This is a genomic window from Citricoccus nitrophenolicus (assembly GCF_047305825.1).
Lineage (GTDB): Bacteria > Actinomycetota > Actinomycetes > Actinomycetales > Micrococcaceae > Citricoccus > Citricoccus nitrophenolicus.
On sequence record NZ_CP063070.1, the window covers coordinates 2,162,740 to 2,185,549 of the forward strand.

General features: G+C 64.1%; 18 protein-coding genes. 12 read left to right on the forward strand and 6 right to left on the reverse strand.

Annotation, left to right across the window (positions count from 1 at the left end; genetic code table 11):
- Nucleotides 1-49: 49 nt before the first annotated feature.
- Nucleotides 50-847, forward strand: coding sequence for an IclR family transcriptional regulator (locus IMT31_RS09985; protein WP_413542650.1), 798 nt, complete (start codon nt 50-52; stop codon nt 845-847).
- A gap of 16 nt (nt 848-863) precedes the next feature.
- Here the strand turns inward: IMT31_RS09985 and IMT31_RS09990 are convergent, their stop codons facing one another.
- Together IMT31_RS09990 and IMT31_RS09995 are read right to left on the reverse strand one after the other, a co-directional pair.
- Nucleotides 864-1,427: a sugar O-acetyltransferase gene (locus IMT31_RS09990; protein ID WP_413542651.1), complete on the reverse strand. Its 564-nt coding sequence runs from the start codon at nt 1,425-1,427 to the stop codon at nt 864-866.
- Nucleotides 1,428-1,441: 14 nt separating this feature from the next.
- Nucleotides 1,442-2,464: a zinc-dependent alcohol dehydrogenase family protein gene (locus tag IMT31_RS09995; RefSeq protein ID WP_413542652.1), complete on the reverse strand. Its 1,023-nt coding sequence runs from the start codon at nt 2,462-2,464 to the stop codon at nt 1,442-1,444.
- A gap of 130 nt (nt 2,465-2,594) precedes the next feature.
- Between IMT31_RS09995 and IMT31_RS10000 the strand changes: the two genes are divergently transcribed.
- On the forward strand, nt 2,595-3,482 hold the full coding sequence (locus tag IMT31_RS10000; RefSeq protein WP_413542653.1) for a helix-turn-helix transcriptional regulator: 888 nt from the start codon (nt 2,595-2,597) through the stop codon (nt 3,480-3,482).
- Here IMT31_RS10000 and IMT31_RS10005 read toward each other — a convergent pair.
- On the reverse strand, nt 3,472-4,518 hold the full coding sequence (locus IMT31_RS10005; protein WP_413542654.1) for an NAD(P)-dependent alcohol dehydrogenase: 1,047 nt from the start codon (nt 4,516-4,518) through the stop codon (nt 3,472-3,474). The genes IMT31_RS10000 and IMT31_RS10005 overlap by 11 nt on opposite strands.
- 276 nt (nt 4,519-4,794) lie before the next feature.
- Nucleotides 4,795-5,487: a hypothetical protein gene (locus tag IMT31_RS10010; RefSeq protein ID WP_413542655.1), complete on the reverse strand. Its 693-nt coding sequence runs from the start codon at nt 5,485-5,487 to the stop codon at nt 4,795-4,797.
- A gap of 759 nt (nt 5,488-6,246) precedes the next feature.
- Here IMT31_RS10010 and IMT31_RS10015 point away from each other — a divergent pair.
- The 7 genes from IMT31_RS10015 (at nt 6,247) to IMT31_RS10045 (ending at nt 14,694) form a co-directional block, all read left to right on the forward strand.
- Entirely contained in the window at nt 6,247-8,004 is a 1,758-nt protein-coding gene (locus tag IMT31_RS10015; protein WP_413542656.1) for an FAD-dependent oxidoreductase, read from the forward strand.
- Nucleotides 8,001-8,312: a Dabb family protein gene (locus IMT31_RS10020; RefSeq protein ID WP_413542657.1), complete on the forward strand. Its 312-nt coding sequence runs from the start codon at nt 8,001-8,003 to the stop codon at nt 8,310-8,312. Before IMT31_RS10015 ends, IMT31_RS10020 begins: the two co-directional genes overlap by 4 nt.
- A complete protein-coding gene (locus IMT31_RS10025; protein ID WP_413542658.1) occupies nt 8,309-9,697 on the forward strand; it encodes an MFS transporter in 1,389 nt (462 codons plus the stop codon). The genes IMT31_RS10020 and IMT31_RS10025 overlap by 4 nt, the downstream gene beginning before the upstream one ends.
- A 38-nt stretch (nt 9,698-9,735) precedes the next feature.
- Nucleotides 9,736-11,496 carry an FAD-dependent oxidoreductase gene (locus IMT31_RS10030; protein ID WP_413542659.1) on the forward strand — a complete coding sequence of 587 codons (1,761 nt, stop codon included), beginning with the start codon at nt 9,736-9,738 and terminating at the stop codon, nt 11,494-11,496.
- Entirely contained in the window at nt 11,493-12,359 is an 867-nt protein-coding gene (locus IMT31_RS10035; protein ID WP_413542660.1) for an SDR family NAD(P)-dependent oxidoreductase, read from the forward strand. Before IMT31_RS10030 ends, IMT31_RS10035 begins: the two co-directional genes overlap by 4 nt.
- 221 nt (nt 12,360-12,580) lie before the next feature.
- Nucleotides 12,581-13,576, forward strand: a complete 996-nt coding sequence (locus IMT31_RS10040) for an ImmA/IrrE family metallo-endopeptidase (protein WP_413542661.1) — start codon at nt 12,581-12,583, stop codon at nt 13,574-13,576.
- Entirely contained in the window at nt 13,573-14,694 is a 1,122-nt protein-coding gene (locus tag IMT31_RS10045; protein ID WP_413542662.1) for a hypothetical protein, read from the forward strand. Before IMT31_RS10040 ends, IMT31_RS10045 begins: the two co-directional genes overlap by 4 nt.
- Here the strand turns inward: IMT31_RS10045 and IMT31_RS10050 are convergent.
- Nucleotides 14,685-15,074 (reverse strand): hypothetical protein, encoded by a 390-nt coding sequence (locus IMT31_RS10050; RefSeq protein ID WP_413542663.1) that lies wholly within the window; start codon nt 15,072-15,074, stop codon nt 14,685-14,687. The genes IMT31_RS10045 and IMT31_RS10050 overlap by 10 nt on opposite strands.
- A gap of 453 nt (nt 15,075-15,527) precedes the next feature.
- Here IMT31_RS10050 and IMT31_RS10055 point away from each other — a divergent pair, with 453 nt between their 5' ends.
- The 3 genes from IMT31_RS10055 (at nt 15,528) to IMT31_RS10065 (ending at nt 19,351) form a co-directional block, all read left to right on the forward strand.
- Nucleotides 15,528-15,875, forward strand: a complete 348-nt coding sequence (locus IMT31_RS10055) for a hypothetical protein (RefSeq protein ID WP_413542664.1) — start codon at nt 15,528-15,530, stop codon at nt 15,873-15,875.
- 9 nt (nt 15,876-15,884) lie between these two features.
- Nucleotides 15,885-16,076 carry a hypothetical protein gene (locus IMT31_RS10060; RefSeq protein ID WP_413542665.1) on the forward strand — a complete coding sequence of 64 codons (192 nt, stop codon included), beginning with the start codon at nt 15,885-15,887 and terminating at the stop codon, nt 16,074-16,076.
- A gap of 161 nt (nt 16,077-16,237) precedes the next feature.
- Nucleotides 16,238-19,351, forward strand: coding sequence for a DUF3427 domain-containing protein (locus tag IMT31_RS10065; protein ID WP_413544402.1), 3,114 nt, complete (start codon nt 16,238-16,240; stop codon nt 19,349-19,351).
- 294 nt (nt 19,352-19,645) lie between these two features.
- Here IMT31_RS10065 and IMT31_RS10070 read toward each other — a convergent pair whose 3' ends face one another.
- Complete coding sequence (locus tag IMT31_RS10070) at nt 19,646-22,318, reverse strand: cold shock domain-containing protein (protein ID WP_413542666.1); 2,673 nt, start codon at nt 22,316-22,318, stop codon at nt 19,646-19,648.
- Nucleotides 22,319-22,810: the final 492 nt, after the last annotated feature.

Genomic DNA, 22,810 nt, shown 5'->3' on the forward strand with positions numbered 1-22,810 from the left:
TCCGTTGATCGGTATGATCGAGGCCACCTCTCCGACGAAAGGCAGGTTCGTGGCCAACTCGCCCTCCGGGGAATCCGTGATCCACCGCGTGGTGCGCATCCTGGCGGCGTTCACCGACGACGCTCCGGCACTGCACCTCCGGGAGCTCGCGAGGGCCGTCGGGCTGCCGGTCTCCACCGTCCACCGCCTCGTGGCCGAGTTGGAGCTGGAGGGGCTGCTGGTGCGGGACGATTCGGGCCGGCTGCGCCACGGGCACCGGATGTGGGAGATGGCCTCGCGCGGCTCACGAGCCTCTTCCCTGCGGGAGGCGGCCCTGCCGCCCATGGAGGACCTGCTGCACCACACCGGAAACCACGTCTCGCTCGGCGTCCTGGAGGGCACGGACGTGCTCTACCTGGAGCGGCTCGCGGCTGACGATGCCACCATCAACATCACCAGGATCGCCGGCCGGCTGCCCGTCCACGGCTGCTCCGCCGGGCTGGTGTTCATGGCCTACGCCCCGGAACAGGAGCAGGAGCTGTTCCTGCGCCGGCGGCTGGAGCAGCTCACCCCGGACACCGTCACGGACCCGGACCGGCTGCGGGGCATCCTCGCAGACATCCGCCGCAACGGCTACGTCTCCATGGCGGGGATCATCGTGGAGGAGTCCAGCGGGATCTCCGTGCCGATCCTGCTGGAGGACCAACGCGCCGTGGGGACGCTCACCGTGATCGTGCCCCGGGGCGAGGAGCACCTGGCGGTCACCATCCCGCAACTGCAGTTCGCCGCCCGGGCCATCACCCGCAGGCTCGGTCACGAGCCCACGGGCCGCGGCATGCAGCGCCGCAGTGAGCCCCGCCCCCGGTAGCGCACTGTCAGGGCGGCTACAGTTCGCGCACCACCCGGGCCGGGGAGCCGACCGCCACGGTATTGGCTGGGACGTCCTGCGTCACCACGGAGCCCGCGCCCACCACCGAGTTGTCCCCCATGGTCACCCCCGGCAGCACGGTGACGTTCGCGCCGAGCCAGACCCTGCGGCCCAGGATGATCGGCGCGGGGAGCATGTCCGCGCGGCGCTCCGGGGCCAGATCGTGGTTCAGGGTGGCGAAGACGGCGTTGTGCCCGATCAGGCAGTCATCCCCGATCGTCACCCCGCCCTGGTCCTGGAAGCGGCAGCCGGAATTGATGAACACGCGCCGGCCGATGGTCAGGTTCTTGCCGAAGTCCGAGTGCAGGGGCGGGAAGACGGCCACGGTCTCATCCACGGCCTTCCCGGTCAGCTCGGTGAACAGCTCCCGCACTCGTTCCGGCTCGTGATAGCCGCCGTTGAGCTCGCCGGTGGTGCGCAGCGCCTCCTGGCTGGTGCGGTGCATGACCGCATGCAGGGGCGAATCGCCTGTGATCCTCTCGCCGGCGTCGAGCGCGGTCAGTAGGTCTTTCAGTTCCATGGATGAATCCTTCTTCACAGGGTGAGCATGACCTTGATGGCTCGGCGCTCGTGCATGGCGGCGTACCCCTCGGCGGCCTGGTCCAGCGGCAGGGTCAGGTCGAAGACCTTGCCCGGATCGATCTCGCGGTCCCAGATCTTCTGGATGAGTTCCGGCAGGTAGCGGCGCACGGGAGCGGGGCCGCCGTGCAGGTGCACCCCGGCGAAGAAGAGCTGGTCCAGAGGCAGTTGCACGCCCTCGTGGGCCACTCCCACGAAGCCGATGTGGCCACCGCCGCGGGTGGAGTGGATGGCCTGCAGCATGGACTCCTCGGTGCCCACGGCCTCGATCACGCTGTGCGCGCCGAGCCCGCCGGTGAGCTCCTTGATCCTGGCCGCGCCCTCGGCGCCGCGCTCGGTGACGATGTCCGTGGCGCCGTATTCGCGGGCCAGGGCCTGGCGGTCGGCGTGACGGGACATGGCGATGATGCGCTCGGCACCCATCTGCTGTGCGGCGAGCACACCCATCAGGCCCACGGCGCCATCACCCACCACGGCCACGGTCTTGCCCGGGCCCACCTGGGCGGCGTCGGCGGCGAACCAACCGGTGCCCAGCACGTCACTGGCGGCCAACAGCGAGGGGATCAGGCTGTCGTCGGGCAAGCCCGGGGTGGTCACCAGGGTGCCGTCCGCGAGGGGGATGCGAGCCTTCTCTGACTGGGTGCCGATGCCGGCCACGAACTCGGCATGGATGCACTTCGAGGGGTAGCCGGACACGCAGATCTCGCACTTCCCGCAGGAGATCACGAAGGAGCCCACCACGAAGTCGCCGGGCTTCACGGTGGTGACCGAGGCGCCCACTTCTTCCACCACTCCCACGTACTCGTGCCCCATGGGGGAGTGGTCCGCGGGCTCCACGCCCCGGTACGGCCACAGGTCAGAGCCGCAGATGCAGGTGGCGGTGAGGCGGATGACGGCGTCCGTGGGCTCGACGATGCGGGGGTCCTCCCGCTCGGCGACGGTGATCTCGCCGGGGGCGTCCATGATGACTGCGCGCATGGCATTCTCCTTCAGGTGGCGTGTGGGTCAGGGCCCAGCCAATCACGGCCCACCGAGCCAGGGGAGTCCCCGCCGAGAGGGGTACCGCTGGTGCCTCCTTCATGGGTGCCACCTTCACTAGTCTGGGGAGATGGACAATCGAGCGGATGTGCGTGAGTTCCTGATGTCCCGGCGGGAGCGCGTCACCCCCGAGGCGGCGGGCCTGCCGCCCGGGTCGAACAGGCGGGTGCCGGGGTTGCGGCGCAGCGAGGTGGCGGTGCTCGCCGGGGTGTCCGTGGAGTACTACACCAAGCTGGAGCGCGGTCAGATCGCCGGGGCCTCCTCCTCGGTGCTGGAGGGTCTGGCCCGGGCGCTGCACCTGAACGAGGTGGAACGGGCCCACCTGTACGATCTGGCCCGCACCGCGGATGGCATTCCGGCCTCCGGGCGGAGACGCCGCCCCGCCAACCAGGCGGTGCCGCCGCGGGAGTCCCTGCAGTGGACCCTGGACGCGATCACCGGGGCCATCGCGGTGGTGCGCAATGAGATGCAGGACCTGGTGGCCGTGAACCGGCTGGGCCGGGCCTTCTACTCACCGGTGCTGGGGAGCGGCGGCCGGGCGCCCAACCTGGCCCGGTTCCAGTTCCTGGACCCGGCGGCACGGGACTTCTACCCCGAGTGGGAACGGTTCGCCGCGATGTGTGTGGCGAACCTGCGGATGATCGCCGGCAAGAACCCGCAGCACCGGGGCATCCAGGACCTGGTGGGGGAGCTCTCCACCCAGTCCGAGACGTTCCGGACGCTGTGGGCCGCCCATGACGTGCGCGTGCACGGCTCCGGCGTCAAACACTTCCACCACCCGCAGGTCGGCGCCCTGGAACTGGCCTACGAGGAGACCGAGTTCACCGGGGACGAGGGGCTGGCCCTGGTGATCTACAGTGCCCAGCCCGGCTCGCCGTCCGCGGAGCGGCTGCAGCTGCTGGGCTCCCTCGCGGAGAGCCCAGCAGTGAGCAGCCCGGCAGAGACTGTCAGGCCGTGAACGTGGAGGTGTCGATCACGAAGCGGTAGCGCACGTCCGAGGCCAGCACCCGCTCCCAGGCCGCATTGATCTGGTCTGCGCTGATGACCTCGACCTCCGCGCCGATGCCGTGCTCGGCACAGAAGTCCAGCATCTCCTGGGTCTCGGCGATCCCTCCGATCATGGAGCCGGCGTAGGTGCGGCGCCCGCCCAGCAGGGATCCCACGTTCAGGCTCATCGGCTCGGACGGGGCGCCCACGTTCACCAGGGCGCCGTTGACGGCCAGCAGGCCCAGGAAGGCATCCACGTCCACCGGGGCGCTGACCGTGTTGATGATCAGGTCCAGGCTCTTGGCCAGCGTGGTGAAGGTCTCCGGGTCACTCGTGGCGTAGTAGTGGTCCGCGCCCAGGCGCTCGCCGTCCTCCTGCTTGCGCAGTGACTGGGAGAGCACGGTGACCTCGGCGCCCATGGCGTGGGCGATCTTCACGGCCATGTGCCCCAGGCCGCCGAAGCCCACCACGGCCACGCGCTTGCCGGGCCCGGCGCCCCAGTGCTTGAGCGGGGAGTAGGTGGTGATGCCGGCGCACAGCAGCGGGGCCGAGGCCTCGAAGGGGATGGCCTCGGGGATGCGCAGCACGAACCCGGCGTCCACCACGATCCCGGTGGCGTAGCCGCCCTGGGTGATGGTGCCGTCCCGGTCCGTGGCGCCGTAGGTGCCCACGGAGCCGTTCAGGCAGTACTGCTCGTCACCGTTGTCACAGTTGGTGCAGTCGCCGCAGGAGTTGACCAGGCAGCCGACGCCGACCCGGTCGCCCACCTGGTGGGTGGTCACCTCGGAGCCCACCTCGGCCACGATCCCGGCGATCTCATGGCCCACGGTCAGCGGGTAGGGCTGCGGGCCCCAGTCGCCGCGGACGGTGTGGATGTCCGAGTGGCAGATGCCGGACCAGCGGATGTCGATCCGCACGTCCTGCGGGCCGACCGGGCGCCGCTCCACGGTCCCGAGGGTCATCGGGTCAGTGGCGTTGGCGGCAATGTAAGCGGGAACAGCAGTCATCAAGGTCCTTTGTACGGTGTGTGCTGATTTCTGTACTGATTCAGGTGGCCGCCGTCGGTCTCTGACGCTGCGGCCACCCACCGAGTCAACCACCTTGCCCAGCGGTGCCGGGAGTCCCTGACGGTACCCCTGTGACGGATCCCTCAGGCCGGGGTGAGCGCCGCCGTCGACCCCCTGGTTCCGGATGGGTGGCGCTACCGGGAACGACGGTGGTGTCCGCCGGGGATGGTGCGGACGCCACCGTCGAATCCGAGACGGTGCGTTGCGGCCGATGGCCTACTGGATCAGCTCGATCCCGTCCACCAGGTACGTGGGAACGGTGGTGCTGCCGCCGATCTGGGTGTCGTAGGAGAAGGACGGCCCCACCGTGGCCAGGACGAACACCTCGTCATCGGCCACGAAGTCGCTCAGGGCCTCGCAACCGGCTCCGCCCTCGCCCATGAACATCGAGTTGTGCTCGTAGTCCCACGAATCGGCCATGTTCGTGTACGCCGTGTTGCCACGGAAGATGCAGTCACCCGTGGCCGCATCGAACTGCGTGATGTTGGCATAGATCTGAACCTGGCGGCCGACGTGGCTGTCCGGATTCTTGGTGAGCAGGGCCAGATCGCGCGTGCCCAGTTTCTCGTAGTCCGCCGGATCGGCCGGGACGTCGGGCTCCTCCGTGGGGGTCGGAGTCGGGGTCGGAGTTGGCGTCGGGGTGGGTGTCGGGGTGGCCGAGCTCGAGGTCGGTGACTGCTCCGGCGTCGGCGAGGTGGACTCGGTGGCTTCCACACGCTCTGCGCTGCGCGTGGGCGAGGGCGACTGGTCTGCCGTGGACGTGAGGGTCTCCTCTCCGCTGAGGTTCAGGGCGCCGATCGCTGCCCCCAGGACGACGGCGACAGCCAGGGCGAATGCCCACCAACGCCGGTACCAGGGCTTCTTCGGGGTGGAGGTGGGTCTCGGAGTGTGCGGGGAAAGCGGTTCCATGCGTATCTCCTCTGGAGTGAAGGGGCGAACCGTGGCCTGCCGGCCGGTGTGCCGGAGGTGAGGGGTCGATGACGAGAAGAGGCTATGGAGAGCCACGGACAAGATAAGCAATTCACTGAAACCACATTGGTGTGATTATCCAGCTCGCTTTCCGAGAATCCGAAGGCGGTCTGAATGGAATAAACAACGGCGACCTCCACGCCGGGGATGGCGTGGAGGCCGCCGCTGTGGAGACGGTGCGTTCGAATGATCGCCTACTGGGTTGGTCCGGTCCTGTCGGCAGGATCGGTGGTCCCGGCGTCGGTGAGGTTCCGGACCGCGTCGGAGAGGGCGGCGCGGATGATCCGGCGTCTCTGATCCTCACGCGGCTCTGGCGTGGGCGGTTCAGGGCCGCCGCGCCCCGGGCCCTGGTCAGGGTCGCGAGACGGCGCGGGGCCGGGTGGTGGATGCGGGGGAAGCTGTTCCACTGCTGATTCTCCTCAGGGGGTGAAGGGTTCCCTCCGCCCTCTGGCTGGCGTGCCAGGGGCGTTGGGTGCTGACGAGAATCACGGTAGGAACAGGTGCAGACAAGATAAGGGTTTCAAGAAAGCGCGTTGTGAACTACACCAGTGTTGTTTTGATCGCGATTCTTTCCATCCGACCGGCAGTTCCGTTGAACGGGCCGGGCAGTTCGGTTCAACGGAACACCCCCTCCTCCGGGTGCTGTGATCGGTGTCACGATCATTCGCAATCAACCGCCCGCCCCGGAAGGGACCTGCCATGCGAATGCTCAACGGCCAACCACGTGACACCTATGACGTCGTCGTGGTCGGCTCCGGCGCCGCCGCCCTGACGGCCGCCGCCACCGCCGCCCGCTCCGGGCAGTCCGTGATCGTCCTGGAGAAGTCCGCGCTGCTCGGCGGCACCTCCGCCGTCTCGGGCGGCATGCTCTGGGTGGTGGACAACCACTACGCCCGCGAGGCCGGGATCGCCGATTCCAAGACGGCCGGCCGCGCGTACGTGGAGGCCGTGGCCCGGGGCCGCGGCCGCGCCGAACTGCTGGACGCCGCCTTGGACCGCGGAGACGCCATGCTCCGATTCGCCGAGGACGAGCTCGGCGTGCGGTTCATCTTCCTGGACAATTTCCCGGACTACCGCCAGGACCTGCCTGGTGCGGTCACCGGCGGCCGCACGGTGGAGCCCGAGTTGTTCAACGCCCGCGAGGCCCTCGGAGACCTGGCGGAGCACGTCCGCACGGACGGCCGCCACCCGTACACCATGCAGGAGTACGAGGACTGGGGTGCCTTCACCGCGTTCCCCTGGGACGAGCTCAACGCCCGCCAGGCCCAGGGCTTCGCGGCCAAGGGGCACGCGCTGGTCGCCATGCTGCTGGCGGCCTGCCTCGAGCACGGCGTCCACTTCGCGGTGGACGCCCGCGTGGAGCGGTTGGTCGAGAAGAAATCGGCAACCGACGACGCCGGCGCGGGCATCTCCGCGAGGCGCGTGGCCGGCGTCGTGCTTCAGGACGGCACCGAGATCCAGGCGACCGCGGGCGTGATGCTGGCCGCGGGTGGTTTCGAGTGGGACCGGGCCCAGGCCGATTCGATGCTCGCCACCCGGCTGTACACGATGTGCTCCCCGCCTTCGAACACGGGCGACGCCCTGAGGATGGCCCAGCGGATCGGCGCCATGACCCGTGGCACCCGCGAGGCCTGGTGGGCGCCGATGTCCGTGGTCGGCACCCTGCGGGACGGCGAGCCGGTGGGGAACCTGTTGCGCTTCGAGCGTCAGGGTCCGGGCTCCATCATGGTCAACCGCCACGGTGAGCGCTTCGCCAACGAGGCGCAGAACTACAACGACCTGGCCCGCGTGCTGCAGTCCTGGGACTCCGCCAAGAACCAGACGCTGAACACCCCGGCGCACGTGGTCTTCGACCAGTCCTACCTGCAGCGCTACGGCATCCTGGACCACCGCGCCGGTCAGCCGACCCCCGACTGGCTCATCGAAGCCCCCACCCTGGCCGAGCTGGCCGCCAAGACCGGCGTCCCGGCCGAGGCCCTCGAAGCCACGGTTCAGCGGTTCAACGAGCACGCGATCGTCGGGCAGGACCCGGACTTCGGCCGCGGCTCCTCGGAGTACGACCGCTACTGGGGGGACGCGGACAACGCCTGGCCCAACCCCTCGCTCGGGCCGCTGCAGTACGGCCCGTACTACGCCCTCGAGGTGGTCAACGGGGCCTTCGGCACCTGCGGCGGCGTGGCCACGGACGGCCACGGCCGGGTGCTGGACGTGGACGGCGCGCCGATCGCGGGCCTGTTCGCCGCCGGCAACACCACCGAGAGCCCCTACGCCGCCGGCTACCCGGGCGCCGGGGCCACCCTCGGCCCGCTGATGACCATGGCCTACCTGGCCGGGCGCACCCTGGCCGGCCAGCCGGCCGACTACACCGAGAACACCGAGAACACCGGGAACGACGCCGGCCGCGCACCGGGCGCTGACAGGTCCGGTCCCCGCCACCTTGAGGAGGTCTCCGCATGATCCGGCACATCGTCATGTTCCGCTGGAAGGACAGCTTCACCGAGGACATCCGCGCCCAGTGGATCGCCGGGCTGGAGAAGCTCCAAGACGCCATCCCCGGCCTGATCGCCCTGCAACACGGACCGGACGTCCTGCAGACGGACAGATCCTGGGACCACGTGATCATCGCCGACTTCGAGGACCGTGAGGCCCTCGCCGTCTACAACACCCACCCCGCCCACGAGGCCATCAAGCCCCTCTCCCTGCCGAACGTGCGGGACCTGGCCTACGTGGACCTGGAACTCGACACCCCCAAGGACCCCTCATGAGCACCACCGCTCCGCAGACCCCGAAGACCCCGAGCACGCACCGCGTCAGCGGCGCCGAGACGGTGACCGCCGGCGGCAACGTGCGCTCCCCGCGCAAGGCCGCCCTGGCCTCCTTCCTGGGCTCCACCCTGGAGTACTACGACTTCTTCATCTACGGCACCGCCGCCGCGCTGGTGTTCCCGCAGCTGTTCTTCCCCGGCGGTGACCCGGCCATCGCCACCATCGCCTCCTTCGCGACCTTCGGCGTCGCCTACATCGCCCGCCCGCTCGGCGGCCTGGTGATGGGCCACTTCGGCGACCGGCTGGGCCGCAAGAACGTGCTGCTGGTGACCCTGCTGATCATGGGCATGGCCTCCCTGTCCATCGGTCTGCTGCCGACCTTCGACCAGATCGGCATCTGGGCCACCGTCCTGCTGGTGATCGCCCGCCTGGCGCAGGGCTTCTCCGCCGGTGCCGAGTCCGCGGGGGCCTCCTCGCTGACGATCGAGCACTCCCCGGAGGGCCGCCGCGGCTTCTTCACCTCCTTCGTGATGACCGGCTACGCCTCCGGCATGGTCCTCTCCACCCTCGTGTTCATCCCCGTCACCGCGCTGCCGGAGGAGGCCATGATGAGCTGGGGCTGGCGCGTCCCGTTCCTGCTGTCCATCCTGGTGCTGGCCATCGCCTTCTGGGTGCGGACCCGGTTGGATGAGACCCCCGTGTTCGAGGAGGAGGTGGTCCAGGCGGGCGAGAAGAAGAAGCTGCCCGCCCGCGAGGTGCTGAGGTATCAGGGCCCGGACGTGCTGCGCGTGCTGCTGATGTCCATCTTCTCCGTGATGCAGACCGTGTTCACGGTGTTCGGCCTGTCCTACGCCACGGACCACGGCGGCTTCGACGGCAGCGCCATCCTCACCGTCAACGCCGTGTCGATCGGCCTGTCCATGGTGCTGATGCCCGCCGCCGGCCGCCTCTCGGACCGGCTGGGCCGCAAGCCGCTCATGCTCACCGCCATGTTCGGCTGCGCCGCCACCATCTTCCTGTACTTCCTGGCCCTGGGCACCGGCAACATCTGGATGGTCTTCCTGGCCTCGCTGCTGTTCATGACCGTGCTGTACTCCGGCTTCAACGGGGTGTGGACCTCCTTCTTCGGCGAGCTGTTCGCCGCCCCGGTCCGCTACACCGGCATGGCCATGGGCAACCAACTGGGCCTGATGGTGGCCGGCTTCGGCCCGATGATCGGCGGCCTGCTGCTGGGAACCGGCACCTTCGGCTGGGTCCCCGTGGCGATCTTCGGTTCCGTGTGCGCCCTGCTCGCCGCCGGCGCCTGCATCACCGCCCGCGAGACCGCCCACACCCCCATCAAGGAGCTCGGCGAGCCCTACCTGCGGGCCACCGGCCGGATCTGAGCTTGAGCACGATGTCTACCCCGACCTCTGGAGAACACATGACTGAGAACACCCCCACCCAGACCGTCCACAAGTGCGACGTCCTGGTGGTCGGCTCCGGTGCCGCCGGCATGGCCACCGCCCTGCGGGCCGCCCATGACGGACTGAACGTGATCGTGGCCGAGAAGTCCGAGCACTTCGGCGGCACCACGGCCCTGTCCGCGGGCTGGTCCTGGGTGCCGGGCAACCCGAAGGGCACCGCCGCCACGTGGGACACCCGGGCCGAGGCGGAGACCTACCTGAAGGCGCTGTCCGGCGACTACTACAACGAGGAGGGCGTGGCCGGGTTCCTGGACACCGTGCCGGAGGCCATCGACTTCTTCGAGGACAACACCTCCGTGGTGTTCTCCTACCCGGAGAAGGCCCCGGACTACCAGATGGACCTGCCCGGGGCGAAGCTCGGCGGGCGCGCGATCCTGCCGAGTGATGCGGACATCCGGATGCTCGGGTCCCGCCGTAAGGAGCTGCAGCCGTACCTGAGCTCGTACACGGTGTTCGGGTACATGCCGCAGGTGGGCCCGGACATGGCGACCATTCTGAAGGCCAACCAGTCCGTGAAGGCCTTCACCTACACGGCCTCGAAGCTGCTGCGCACCTGGGTGGACACCGCCGTGTTCGGCCAGCCGCTCAAGCGCACCAACGGCTCGGCGCTGATGACCCGCATGGTCGCCTCCGCGCTGGACGCCGGGGTGCGGGTGTGGACCTCCACTCCGGTCGAGGAACTGGTGACGAACGACGACGGTGCCGTCACCGGCGCGGTCCTCTCCGGTGAGCGGGCCGGCACCGTGCAGGCCCGGCTCGGCGTGGTGCTGGCTGGCGGCGGGTTCTCCGGGGATGCGGAACTGCGGAAGCAGTACTTCCCGCACGACCGTAATGGCGGGCAGCACTTCACCCCGACCCAGGGCCACGACGGCTCCTCGGCCCGGATGGCGATGGCCGTGGGCGGGCGGATCAACGCCGACGTGTCCTCCCCGGGCTCCTGGGCCCCCGTGACGGTGTTCAAGGGGATTGTCTCGAGGGCGCAGCGGCTCTTCCCGCACCTGCGTCAGATCGGGCTGCCCGGCATGATCACGGTGGACAAGCACGGCAAGCGCTTCGGTAATGAGGCGTTGAGCTATCACGATTTCGGCCGGCAGATGCTGGACCACAGGGCCAGCGAGGAGTCGGTGTACGCGTGGATCGTGGGCGATGAGAAGCTGATGCGCAAGTACGGGATCGGCTTCGCCAAACCCACGCCGATCCCGCGCCAGCTGTTCTACGCCGCGGACTACCTGGTCAAAGGCGAGACCGTGGCCGAGCTGGCCGAGAAGATCGGGGTGGATGCTGAGGGTCTGCAGGCCACGATCGACCGGTTCAACCGGGACGCGGTGGCGGGGGAGGACACCGAGTTCGGGCGCGGTTCCACCGCGTACAACCACTTCCGCGGGGACATGGACCACAAGCCGAACCCGAACCTGGCCACGCTGGACAAGGCCCCGTACTACGCCGCGAAGGTGCGGATGGGGGACCTGGGGAGCTTTGCGGGGATCGACGTGGATTCGCGTCACGCCGTGGTGCGGGCCGACGGCGCGCGGATCCCTGGGCTGTACTCCGTGGGTGCCGCGGCGGTGTCGGTGTTCGGTGGCGGCTACCCGGGCTACGGCTCCCACATCGGGCCGGCCCTGGTGTTCGGCTACCGCATGGGCCGCGACATCGCCGAGCTGGCTGCCGAGTCGGGTTCCGCCGATGCGCTGGAGCGGGCCATGGAGGTCGGTGCGTGAGTTCTCCTGATCCCGTGGGGGCCGGTGCTGGGACTGGTGCTGAGACAGGCCAGAGGCCCGATGCCGGCCCCCGGCTGGGTGTGGATCCCTCGCCCTTCGCGGGGCGCACGGCGGTGGTGACTGGTGCGGCCGGCGGGATCGGCGCCGCGACCGCGCGCATGCTGGCCGCCCGTGGGGCGGCCGTGGTGATCGGGGACGTGGATCCGCGGGTCGCCGAGGTGGTGGCTGAGATTGAGGCTGCGGGCGGCCGTGCGCTGTCCGTGCGCTGCGACGTGACCGACGAGGAGTCGGTGGCGGCACTGATGGACGCGGCTGCGGAGTTCGGCGTGGCCGCTGGTTGGTCCGGGAGCGTAGATGTCCTGGTGGCCAACGCCGGCATCGCCGAGCGGAAGGGACCTCTGCACGAGCTGGACGTGGATCACTGGCGCACCGTGCTGGACATCGACCTGACCGGGGTAGCTCTGTCCATGAAGCACGCGCTGCGGCACATGGCTGCTGCCGACTACGGCCGGGGGAGCGGAGCGGTCGTAGCCGTCTCCTCGATCATCGGTCTCGTCGGACAGGTCAACTCGGCCCCGTACTCGGCGGCGAAAGCCGGGGTCGCCAACCTCGTCCGCTCCGCCGGACTGACCTATGCCCCGACGGGGATCCGCGTCAACGCGGTGGCCCCGGGCTACGTGGAGACTCCATTGACTGCGGGCCTGGACGAGTCGGTGCGCTCGCAGATGACCGCCCGCCAGCCGATCGGACGCCTCGGAACTCCCGAGGAAGTCGCCGATGTCATCTGCTTCCTGGCCTCCGACGCCGCCAGCTTCGTCACCGGCGCGGTGTGGTCGGTAGATGGAGGGTATGTGGCGCAGTGAAGTAGGGACCCTGCGAGCTGACTTTAATTGGTGTCCCAGCACGTTCGGAGTGATTTGGATCGGAGCGCATCGGAAGGAAAAGCGTGGCGACGTTTTCGACATCGAGGTGCTGACGCCACGGGAGCAGTTGGAGGCGAATCCTTGAACCTGCGGAATAATTCTCCATATTAGACGGGAATGGATGATATGATCGAGGCATGATTCAACGAGGTGGGAGTTCCTTGCTCGAAGCAGCGCGAGTTTCTCGTGGCTTTACGCAGGCGATGTTGGCGCAGCGCTCGGGTGTTGCACAGGGAGTCATCTCGAAGTTTGAGAGCGGAATTCTGCCGATCGATGGACGTATCGATGCGCTGGCCGAGCAATTGCGCGTGCCCGTTGCCCTTATTAATGGCACGACAGTGCAAGCGCCCCACAGTCGGGTGTATCACCGAAAACAGGCGTCATTGCCTGCGAAGGTCGCGAACAAGCTTCACGCGGACATGATGCTTACCCATGTGCGGACCAGTCGACTCATCGCCAGAGAGGCGATGCCCACGCCAGATGTTCCTCGGCTTCCTTTAGGGTCGGCTCTGGATACGCCATCCGACCGCGCCCGTGCTGTTCGCGATCTATGGGAGATTTCGCGGGGACCGATTGTGAACATTGTGGCCCTGCTGGAATCTCGAGGCGTTCCCTGTCTCATGTGGGACGTGGAATCCGTTCGGGTCGATGCTATCGCGAGCTGGCCGGAGAACGCGCGACCTATAGTCATGCTTAACAGCCATGCTCCTGGTGATCGACTGCGCTTCACGGTAGCGCACGAACTTGGCCACGCAGTATTGCATGATCTCCCCTCCCGTGAAGGTGAGAGAGAAGCAGATGAGTTCGCCGCTGAGTTCCTGATGCCGCGCGCGGATATCCGAGATGTCCTGGAAGGAGCGACGCTTCCCAGGCTCGTGGAATTGAAGAAGGTTTGGGGCACTTCCATCGCTGCACTCGCTCGGCGTGCACGCGATGTGGGTTCAATCAGCGACTCCGCCTATCGGAGCCTGAATATCGAGCTTTCAATGAGCGGCGCTCGAAAGTACGAACCTGTGCAGATGGACCCGGAGTCGCCAACACTTGTGAAGGAAGTCGTACGTCGACGTAGAACAGCGGGTGAGTCCCTTGCTGACATTGCGGCGGACGCGCTGATGTCCTCAGAAGAACTGAATCGTCAATACCTGGAGGTCGCGTGAATTCCGTCAACCCTGTACTCGCTTCACCGGCACTAGCGCCACTCCGCACCACTGCGCGCGATCGTCTTCGCGGCCGCATCTTAACCATCGTTGGCTGTGACGAGGCCGAAGTGATAGCGCCTCACCTGGATGCCGGGTACGAAGGTCTCGTCATCACTGGGGCGAAACGCCACGAGGTAATGAAGAGACTCCACTTGGCGTATAGCGAATTGCTTTTGATCGCCGAGCCTGACTCACATGCGATCATCGAGGCGAGTCCCGAGCGGCCTTGGTATCTTCAAGGCGCTGAAGACGAAGGGCTGGTCCGGGGGCCCACCGTGGCTGAGATCTTGGGGTATCAGCGCACTAGCGGTGCCACTATCGTGCTCCTCCCAGCGGGCTTCGTGAGCGTAGGCGATGTTCAGACACTCCGAGCAATCGTTCAAGCGTCCAACGCGATCAGTAGTGACGACATCGTACTTCCGCTTTTCCTTGCTTCGGGTTGGCTTCAGCCGCAGCACGAAGAGTTCCTTGCCGCTGTTATCGAACAGAGTATTCATCCGGTACTGCTGGCTTTCGGGTCTTCGACCAACCCATTGGGCTCGCGGCGCAAGCTCGACACCTATCGTCGGATCATGACTCGTTCGGAAGCGTTCAGTTGGAGAACTGACCTTGCTGGGCTTGACGCCATCGCGCACGGAGCCCTCGGCGCGGCGATCGGTACCAGACCCAGTTCTCGTCGATTTACCCCTCCAAAGGACAAAGGTAAAGCACATCAGCCGCAAGATCCGACGCCCTACGCGCTAATCCCGGGACATATGCACTGGATGAAGACTGGGTATATGCGCAAAGAGTTGTATACGGCGGTACCAGCGCCCAAATGTGGATGCCGAGAGTGCAATGGACGAAGTATCGACCGCTTCTCGAAAACAGAAGCCATGGCCGCTGCTCGACATAACCACGCGATCATCGACGCGTATGCGCAGGAGCTGCTTTCCGTATCGCCGGGGGAGCGACCTGGGGTTTGGCGACGATTAGCTCAAGACGCGGTTGTCGCCCATGAGTCGACTGGAGCGCTCGTTGGACGTCCTTGGAACGCGCCGGAAGACGTGAACTTCTTCGCGATCAGTCAGACCTGAGGGAGCAGAGAAAGAACGCGTCGTGTGAAATTGTTCTGCGGGCCCTCGTCGTCGGTTCGGTCGAGAGCAGGAGCCGGCATGATTTCGTGCTTGTGTTCTCCTACGTCGAGATCGAGTCCGAAACCGAAGTAGGACGCGAGCACTGTAGCCCATTTGACCTCCTCGGCGTTCTGTGAAGACAGGACGAGGGTACGCCGACAATATCCTGCGAATTTGGAGACTTCGCGCAAGCCTCGTTCAACGGATTCCGATCGGGTCTCGACCTGGATTTGCGGAAGGTCGGAGCCATCGAATTTCACTACGCACTTGACGTTCACACCCCGTAGTCGAGTGTTGAACGCCCGCACTCGACTGTCGGACGAATCTTCTTCGAAACTCACTCCGCGACAATATCAGTCGATCAGTCGCAAGATGTCTGTGAGTAGCCTGGTGCACTCCCGGAACTCAGGAGCGGCCACCTGGAACAGTGGCCACCGACGTCTTGCGCGCAGATGTCCGTTCCGCAGAGGACCAATGGTCTGTTAATCGATGATCGTCACGGTTGGTGCATTACTGGTCCCTCGTGGCCGTAAAGTATCTGTGTCTCAGGGCGGGATAGCAGCGCCACAGTCTGCCCCGATGAGTTGGAGTGGGCGTCTGGCTTGTGCCGCACGCCGAGCCATTGAGTAGGGCGACAAAGAACTGACTTCCGAGACCAGATCCACCACGTATGCCGCCTGCGGGGCCATATTCGCCGACGCCGTGGCAAACGGTGAGGGGCTCATGCCCCCCCCACACACAGAGCTGGCGTGCATCCATCCCGTAGATCGCGCCAAGCCGCGTCGGGTTCTGGCTTGGCTCAGCGCACCGCTACGTCCTGTAACCCCCAGACATGGACGTCCTACGTCCTCGCAGGCGAGACTCTGGAGCGCAACTGCGAGGCCTTGACGGTCCACGTAGGCGGGGGCGCGGCCAAGGAGCCGGAGCTGCTGGATCCGGAGACCAACCCGGCAGAACGGCTGGCCCGGCGCCGGCAGGCCGGGTTCGCGCTGTACGGCGCCTTGGGCATCGGCCGGGAGGACCGGTATGCGCGCGGTCGGCAGTACCTGGAGAACTTCCAGTTCTTCGGTGCCCCGCACGTAGTGGTCATCACCGTGGCCGCTGAGCTGTGCGAGTACGGTGCCGTGGACATGGGGGCGTAGATTGCCTCGTTGTTGCTGGGTCCCATTCCGCAGGCGGCCCAGACGCTGTATTCGCTGGCTCTGCGTGAGGCGCTGGCGATTCCGTCCGATGAGCGGATCGTGGCCACGGTGGCCCTGGCCTTCGAGAAGGCCGAGGCTGCGGCCAACACCTTCTGGGTCTCGCGGGACGAGCTGGAGGACAACGTGCGGCTCCTGTATTGATGTGAACATGAGGGCGGACCGAGGCATTCTTCGAAGGAGTCCGCCCATCCTGTTACGGTTCGAGCATCCGGGATGGCACCTGCCCTGTTATCCCAATGTTTGGCACAGCTCAGGGAAAGGTCGTTCCAGTGGATCCGGTCAGAGACGGCTTGCCTTCGGATATTCCTGTGGGGATCTATGAATCCCTGCTGACCGAAGAACTCGATAGCCGGCTTTCCCGTTCTGAGGGCATCAGGTACGAGACGGCTGATGTAGAGGACGGGGAGGAGCCACATCAACTGGCGACCCACCTGTCCGGAATTATCCGCCATGCTCTGGAGTCAAAGAAGGGCGCTGCCGAACGAGTCGATCTGGCACGGAAGGTCATCGCTGTTCTGGGCGAGGATTACCGACAGTCTGCTCCTCGTGCTGAAGGTAATCTGGCGGCTCTCACGGAAGTCCGGACAATCGATGAACCATCGACCGCACCGTTCCACCGCCCGGAAGCACCGCTGTCGGCGGCCGCTCTGTTGACCAACTCCTCGCACGAACCGAGTCTTGGTGCCGAACTGCGTGCAGAGCTCGACACCGCCGATCGAGTGGATCTACTCTGTGCCTTCGTCAAGTGGCATGGCTTGAGGATCCTCGAGGAACAGCTCGCCGAGCTGAAGCGCCGTCAGGTGCCCTTTCGGGTCATCACCACCACTTATGTGGGAGCCACAGAACGGCGCGCGCTCGATCGGATCGTGCGGGACTTCGGCGGCGAGGTCCACATCAGCTATGAAACGAAGTCGACGCGGCTGCACGCGAAGGCGTGGATGTTCCACCGCAACAGTGGTTTTAGCACGGCCTACGTCGGTTCGTCGAATCTCTCCAAGTCTGCGCTACTGGATGGATTGGAGTGGAATGTTCGCTTGTCTTCCGTGGCCACACCGGAGCTGATGAAGAAGTTCGAGGCGACGTTCGAGAGTTACTGGCAGGATCCTGCTCTTGAACCATACGACCCGGATACGGACTCCGAACGTCTGGACCGGGAGATCAACAACGGGTCGTTCAGCAGCGAGGGCAAAAACGTCGATCTGTCGGGTCTCGAAGTCCGTCCGTATCCGTACCAGACGCTCATTCTGGAGGACCTTCTGGCTGAGCGGTCGGTTCATGACCGCCACCGGAACCTCGTAGTGGCAGCCACGGGCACTGGCAAGACGGTGGTGGCGGGACTTGACTACCGAAACCTCGTCACGGAGCACAAGAAAGACCTGCGGTTGCTGTTCGTCGCGCATCGCAAGGAAATCCTCGAGCAAGCGATGCGCACCTATCGGAACATCTTGGGCGTGGGATCCTTTGGGGAACTGTTTGTCGATGGTCAAAGGCCGTCGCGATGGAATCACGTCTTCGCCAGCGTTCAGTCGCTGACGTCGCGGGGGCTCGACGCGATTGGACGAGAGCATTTCGACGTCGTCGTGATCGATGAGTTCCACCATGCTGAAGCCGCGACGTATCGGCGGATCCTGGACCACTTCGAGCCTGTGGAACTGCTCGGACTGACGGCGACTCCAGAGCGTGCAGACGGGGTCAACGTCAAGTCGTTCTTCGATAACCGCATTGCCTCGGAACTGAGGTTGTGGGATGCCTTGGACACGGACATCCTGGTCCCCTTTCACTACTTTGGCGTGGCCGACGAAGTTGACATCTCCGCTGTCTCGTGGAGAGCTGGGAAGTACGACGCTTCAGAACTCGAGAATCTCTATACCGGCAATGAGGCCCGCGTGAGGCTGATCGTCCGGCAGCTAGTGGACAAGTCGTCCTCGATCGACGACATCAAGGCCCTCGGGTTCTGTGTTTCGGTTCGCCATGCCCAGTACATGAGCGATCGTTTCAACCTCGCGAACATTCCCTCGGCGGTAGTCACCGGCGAGACGCAAGGAGGAGATCGCCGCGCCGCAGTGGAGGGACTGCGGAGGGGAGACATCAAGTGCATCTTCACCGTGGATGTCTTTAACGAAGGCTTGGACATTCCGCAGGTGAACACGGTGCTCTTCCTCCGCCCCACCCAAAGCGCGACCATCTTCCTGCAGCAGCTCGGCCGTGGACTACGGAGATCCTTCGGCAAGGATGTCCTCACGGTTCTGGACTTCATTGGGATGCAGCGCAAGGAGTTCCGCTTCGACCAGAAGCTCCGTGCCCTCACGGGTTCCGGCCGTAAGCGCTTGATCGAGGACATCGAGAACGATTTCCCTTTCCTTCCTGCTGGATCCCAAATCGTCCTGGATGCGGTTGCCAAGGAGGTCGTCATCAACAACGTCAAGGGACAGATCGCCATGACGGGGAACCAGCTGGCACAAGACATCCGTGATCACGCCGGGAACCGGTCGTTGTGGGAGTATCGGCTCGATCAGTACCTGGAGGAAGCAGGGCGAAGCCTCTCGGACATCTACCGATCCGGTGCCAACGGTCGATCGTGGACGACGCTCCGGATGAAGGCCGACAGGGCAGAACCCCGAGCAGATCTGCCCAAGGTGGAGTTGACGCAAGTCCTACGGGCCTCGTCGCTAGTTCACGTCGACGACCAGGAACGAGCTGACACCTATCTGCGTCTGCTGCGCGAAGACATCGAGATCGGGTCTATATCTACCCGGGAGCGGCAGTTCGCCGAGATGCTGTACTTCACGGCTATCTATCGAAAGGGGAAGTTCAGCTCGTTGGACGAAGCCTTCCGGTGGGTCCGTACTCAGGCGGCATTCGTCAACGAAGTGGAGGAGATCTTTGAGCACACTCTCTCGGTGACCCGAACGAATCCAAGTGAAACGGCGCTCGGCAGTGCAACTCCACTTCTTGCCCATGCTCACTACCGGAGGGAGGAGATCCTGCCAGCTCTCGGCATCAGGACGTTCGATAAGTTTCCCGACGCAGTTCACGTGTCCGGAGTCGCTTGGTCCGAAGAGTTTGCTACGGATGCACTCTTGATCAACGTGAAGAAGTCCGAACGCGACTTCTCGCCCACCACCATGTACCGTGATTACGCCATCAGCCGGGAACAGTTCCATTGGGAAAGTCAGAACACCACGCGGCCGTCGTCAGCTACCGGAAGTCGTTACGCCAACAAGCGCTCCAACGAGACGAAAACGATGCTATTCGTTCGAGAGACGCCTGGCAATGAAATTGGTACCACCTCGTTCGTCTGCTTAGGAACTGCAGATCTTGCTTCCTGGCAAGGGGAACGTCCGATGCAGATCGTTTGGACTCTTCATCGAGCAGTTCCAGTTGCTGACTTTAAAGCTGCTGGAATTGCAGCATGAGTGTTGCGAATCAGGAGCCTCATTCCCGGTCGACGGCAAGACCTCCGCTGCACGTGCTGAGTATCCATCAACGCCGCGGATATACCCTGAGCGAATGCGGCAACTGGGCGGCGTTTGCAAAAAGGTAAAAAGTAGAGAGGCGCCGCGCAACCGGATGCCCAATGCTTCGGGAGAAGCCAAACCAGGCTCTTGGCGAATGGGGCATCTTTGCGAATAAGGAGAACTGTAACTAGTTTGCGCGTAGATAAAAACTGTTATCCTGACGCCATCAGTCGTTCGGGCGGCGGGACATGGCTAGGAATATTCGGCTAGGTGAACATTCTTTGCTCTGGGTCCCCTGTCCACAATTTCTACGCTGAATCTGACCAGGTTGCCTCCCTTTAGGGACCTAATGCCGTCTTGGGAGATTACGGAACCTGCGTGAAAGAAAACATTCTCGGGGAATTTGGGGTGACGAATGAACCCAAAGCGTTCAGAGACATTAACTATCTCTCCGACAAGTGTCTCGCTCGATGAGACGGGGGGTGATGAGTCGACGCCTTCCCCAGTGAGCTCGTCGATCCTTTCTAGTAGCCTCTTGGCGGCGATAGGCGCCCCTCGGGTTACAGCCAACTGTCGAACTGTCTGGACAAGGCTCGGCCACGATCGACTTCCAACGAGGCGCACGGACGTAGTGTCCAGCCTTGTCAAGTGGTCGACTAGCCCAGGAACTCGAATACCTGCGCGGCCACTTTGTACTGCACCCTTCACGGCAACAACGGCGCAGTCTGTTGCTGTTGCTCGAAGCCGTTCGTCGACGATGCCAGACTCTATCGCCGCCATTCCGATTCCGAACCCCTTCGAAGCCAACTGGAACTGCCTTAAGGGATTGTGGTCCTCGCCCCCAACAGACTCCGCGTACCTGCGCCAGCCTTCCGCGAGTGCGCTCACTGCGATGACACGGCTTCTACCTGTCGACCGAGGAATAGCAGACTCGAGTAGGCTTGTGCCTTCATCGAACTTGTGGCTCCAGATTAAGTAGCTTCCGAGTGCAGCGCTAGTCTCTGCTGAATCCAGTTCGTCGTGTGCTTCCCTGGCGTATTCGACTGCGCGGTTGACATCTCGCACCTTCCTAGCAAGATGCCCTGCGAAGAAGTGGGCCACTACTGCTCGATCCTCGCCCTTCGCCGTAGCATATGCACGTTCGTAGCTTGCCGTCGCGGCCGCCAGTTCCCCAAAGGAATCACGAATGAATCCCTCAACCCGGTCCACTTCCCAAAAATCTGGATTCATCCGTCGAGCTAGATCTATGCGTTCGTAGATGGTTTCTCTGTCTTCACCCTTTCGTGTAAGTAGCAGAGCCTGGCGTAGGAGGGTGCATGTCGGTGCATCAGCCTCACTTCGCTGCCGAACTACAACCGGGGCAAGTGACCGGACTGCCATGTCACTTGCTCGCTTTTCTTGTACTTCGCGGAACTCTCGATCGCGAACTTCAAGCTGACGTTGTAGCTTTTGATCGGGTTTTATTCTTCTACCGAGGAACTGCGTCGCCGTTTCTGTTAGCACAATCTGAAAGAGAAATTCGTCTTCTGAGCTTGCGCTTTGCCTTCTCACAAGAGAACCGCGGATGAGTTCTTGTACTCCAAGCGATACCTCGTCGACAGGCCTGTCCAGGAGTACCACGAGTTCGTCTGAAGTCAGCGGACGGGCAAGAACGTCGAGTGCAACTAGTACTTCTCGGGCTGGTCGACTGAGATCGTCGTACACTGATCGGACGCAGAACTCAAGCAAGTCATCCTGCCGGCGGATCAGCGAAACCGGGTCATTGCCCGCTTCGACTGCTAGTGCAAACCATTTAATGGCGAGGGGGCTATGCCGGAGCGCTTGAACAACTTTAATTCTAACCTCTTTGTTCAATCGGTCCAGTCCAGAGATCCTTCTAGATCGAACGAACTGATTAAATAACTGGAGACTGTCGATGTCGCTTAGCGCTTCAAGTGAATATCGACGCTCGTACTCGCCCACCCCTATCCGGCTTGTAATGAGGTATGTCACGTCGTCGGGCAAGGCATCATACAACGATCGAAATTCGTCTCCAGAAATAGTCTCCAGATTGTCGAGGACTAGAAGCACTTTGAAGCCGCTGAGTAGCTCCGCTAGGTCCTCGATCGACCCCGAGAAACCGGCTTCTAGGAGACTTCCCGCGGGCTGGACCGCCCCGACTATGTCCCTCGCGGCGCCCGAAATTTGTTTTACTCCGAAAGCCGTGAGTTTCTCATATTTGAGGGAAGTCCATAAGACTGCCTCAAAGGGTAGTTCTTGGTCATCTACCAGCCGGTATGCGACTTCGAGGGCCAGGGCAGTCTTGCCAATCCCGCCCTCGCCAGTGATGGTGATGACTGGTTCCCGTCCACGCTTGAGCAGAGCCACAATCTCCGATACTTCTTTGCTGCGACCGATTAGTCCCGTGTCGTCGTAGTCAGCGAGGGGAAGATTGTGAAGAGTCTTACTTTGGTCGGCAGGAGTGAGAATCGCTGGTTCCCATTCCGGGTCAGCATGCAGCTGCGCCATAGTTCGACGGAGCTCGTTCCAGTACCCGGTACGGAATTGGTTCAGTAGCGACAAAGCAGCGTCGCCATCACCCTGGGCAAGGGGGCGGGAATGCATCACGCGGTTTCTTATGGCGACCAGGCGGTCTAGATTCGTTGTCAGTTCTCGCGTTTCCGTAGCGAGATCGCTCGGCAGTCTTCCTCGGTGAGTGTTCATCAGGTCGTAGGCTTCGCGGAGGTCTAGAAAGTTGGATAGGAGATTCTGTGTGCCTGCTCGATCTGAGTCAGCCTTGGACACGCAGCTGCTATAGAAGGAGCCCAGAGCAACTTCCTCCCCCAGGTCGTCAATGACGTACTTTCTCAGATTCTCTCGAATATCGTTCTCGAAAGAGCTGATCAAAACGTACAGACGTGCGCGAGTCATCGGAAGTTCGTCCAATGGGTGTCCATTCTCCGGTGCGTTGAGATGCTTACCGATGCTAGTCGAATTGGCAGTACTCCGCTTGTCCAATTGTGGGCGCATTCACAGGTCGCTCGCCTCGACACTTCAGGGCTGAGGCCAACGCTGACGGTTCGATTAGTGGACTGTGGCTCCGGTGGCCTGAAGCCAGGGATTGTTCCTCTGGTTCCGGAGCAGGCCTATGCCCTCCAGTGTTCCTCGTACCGAAAATTGGTCGGCCTCGTGGAGTCGCTGATTTTCCGGTCGCAGGTCAGGCTCGACGTGCCGGACCAGATTCTGATCGTTGCTGAGTCCGCAACCCGTCTGCGAACTCGCGGCAGTGGGCTGATCCGCAGTCTTTCTGGCGGCCGCGGGTCGCCATTGAACCGGTTCCGTTGTCGCCAGAGGGTAAGCGGCGTAGCAAAATTGCTCCTCTCTCAGATTTTTCGTTGTCGTCGACTTTTCGAGGTACAAGCTCCGCACTTGAGCCTG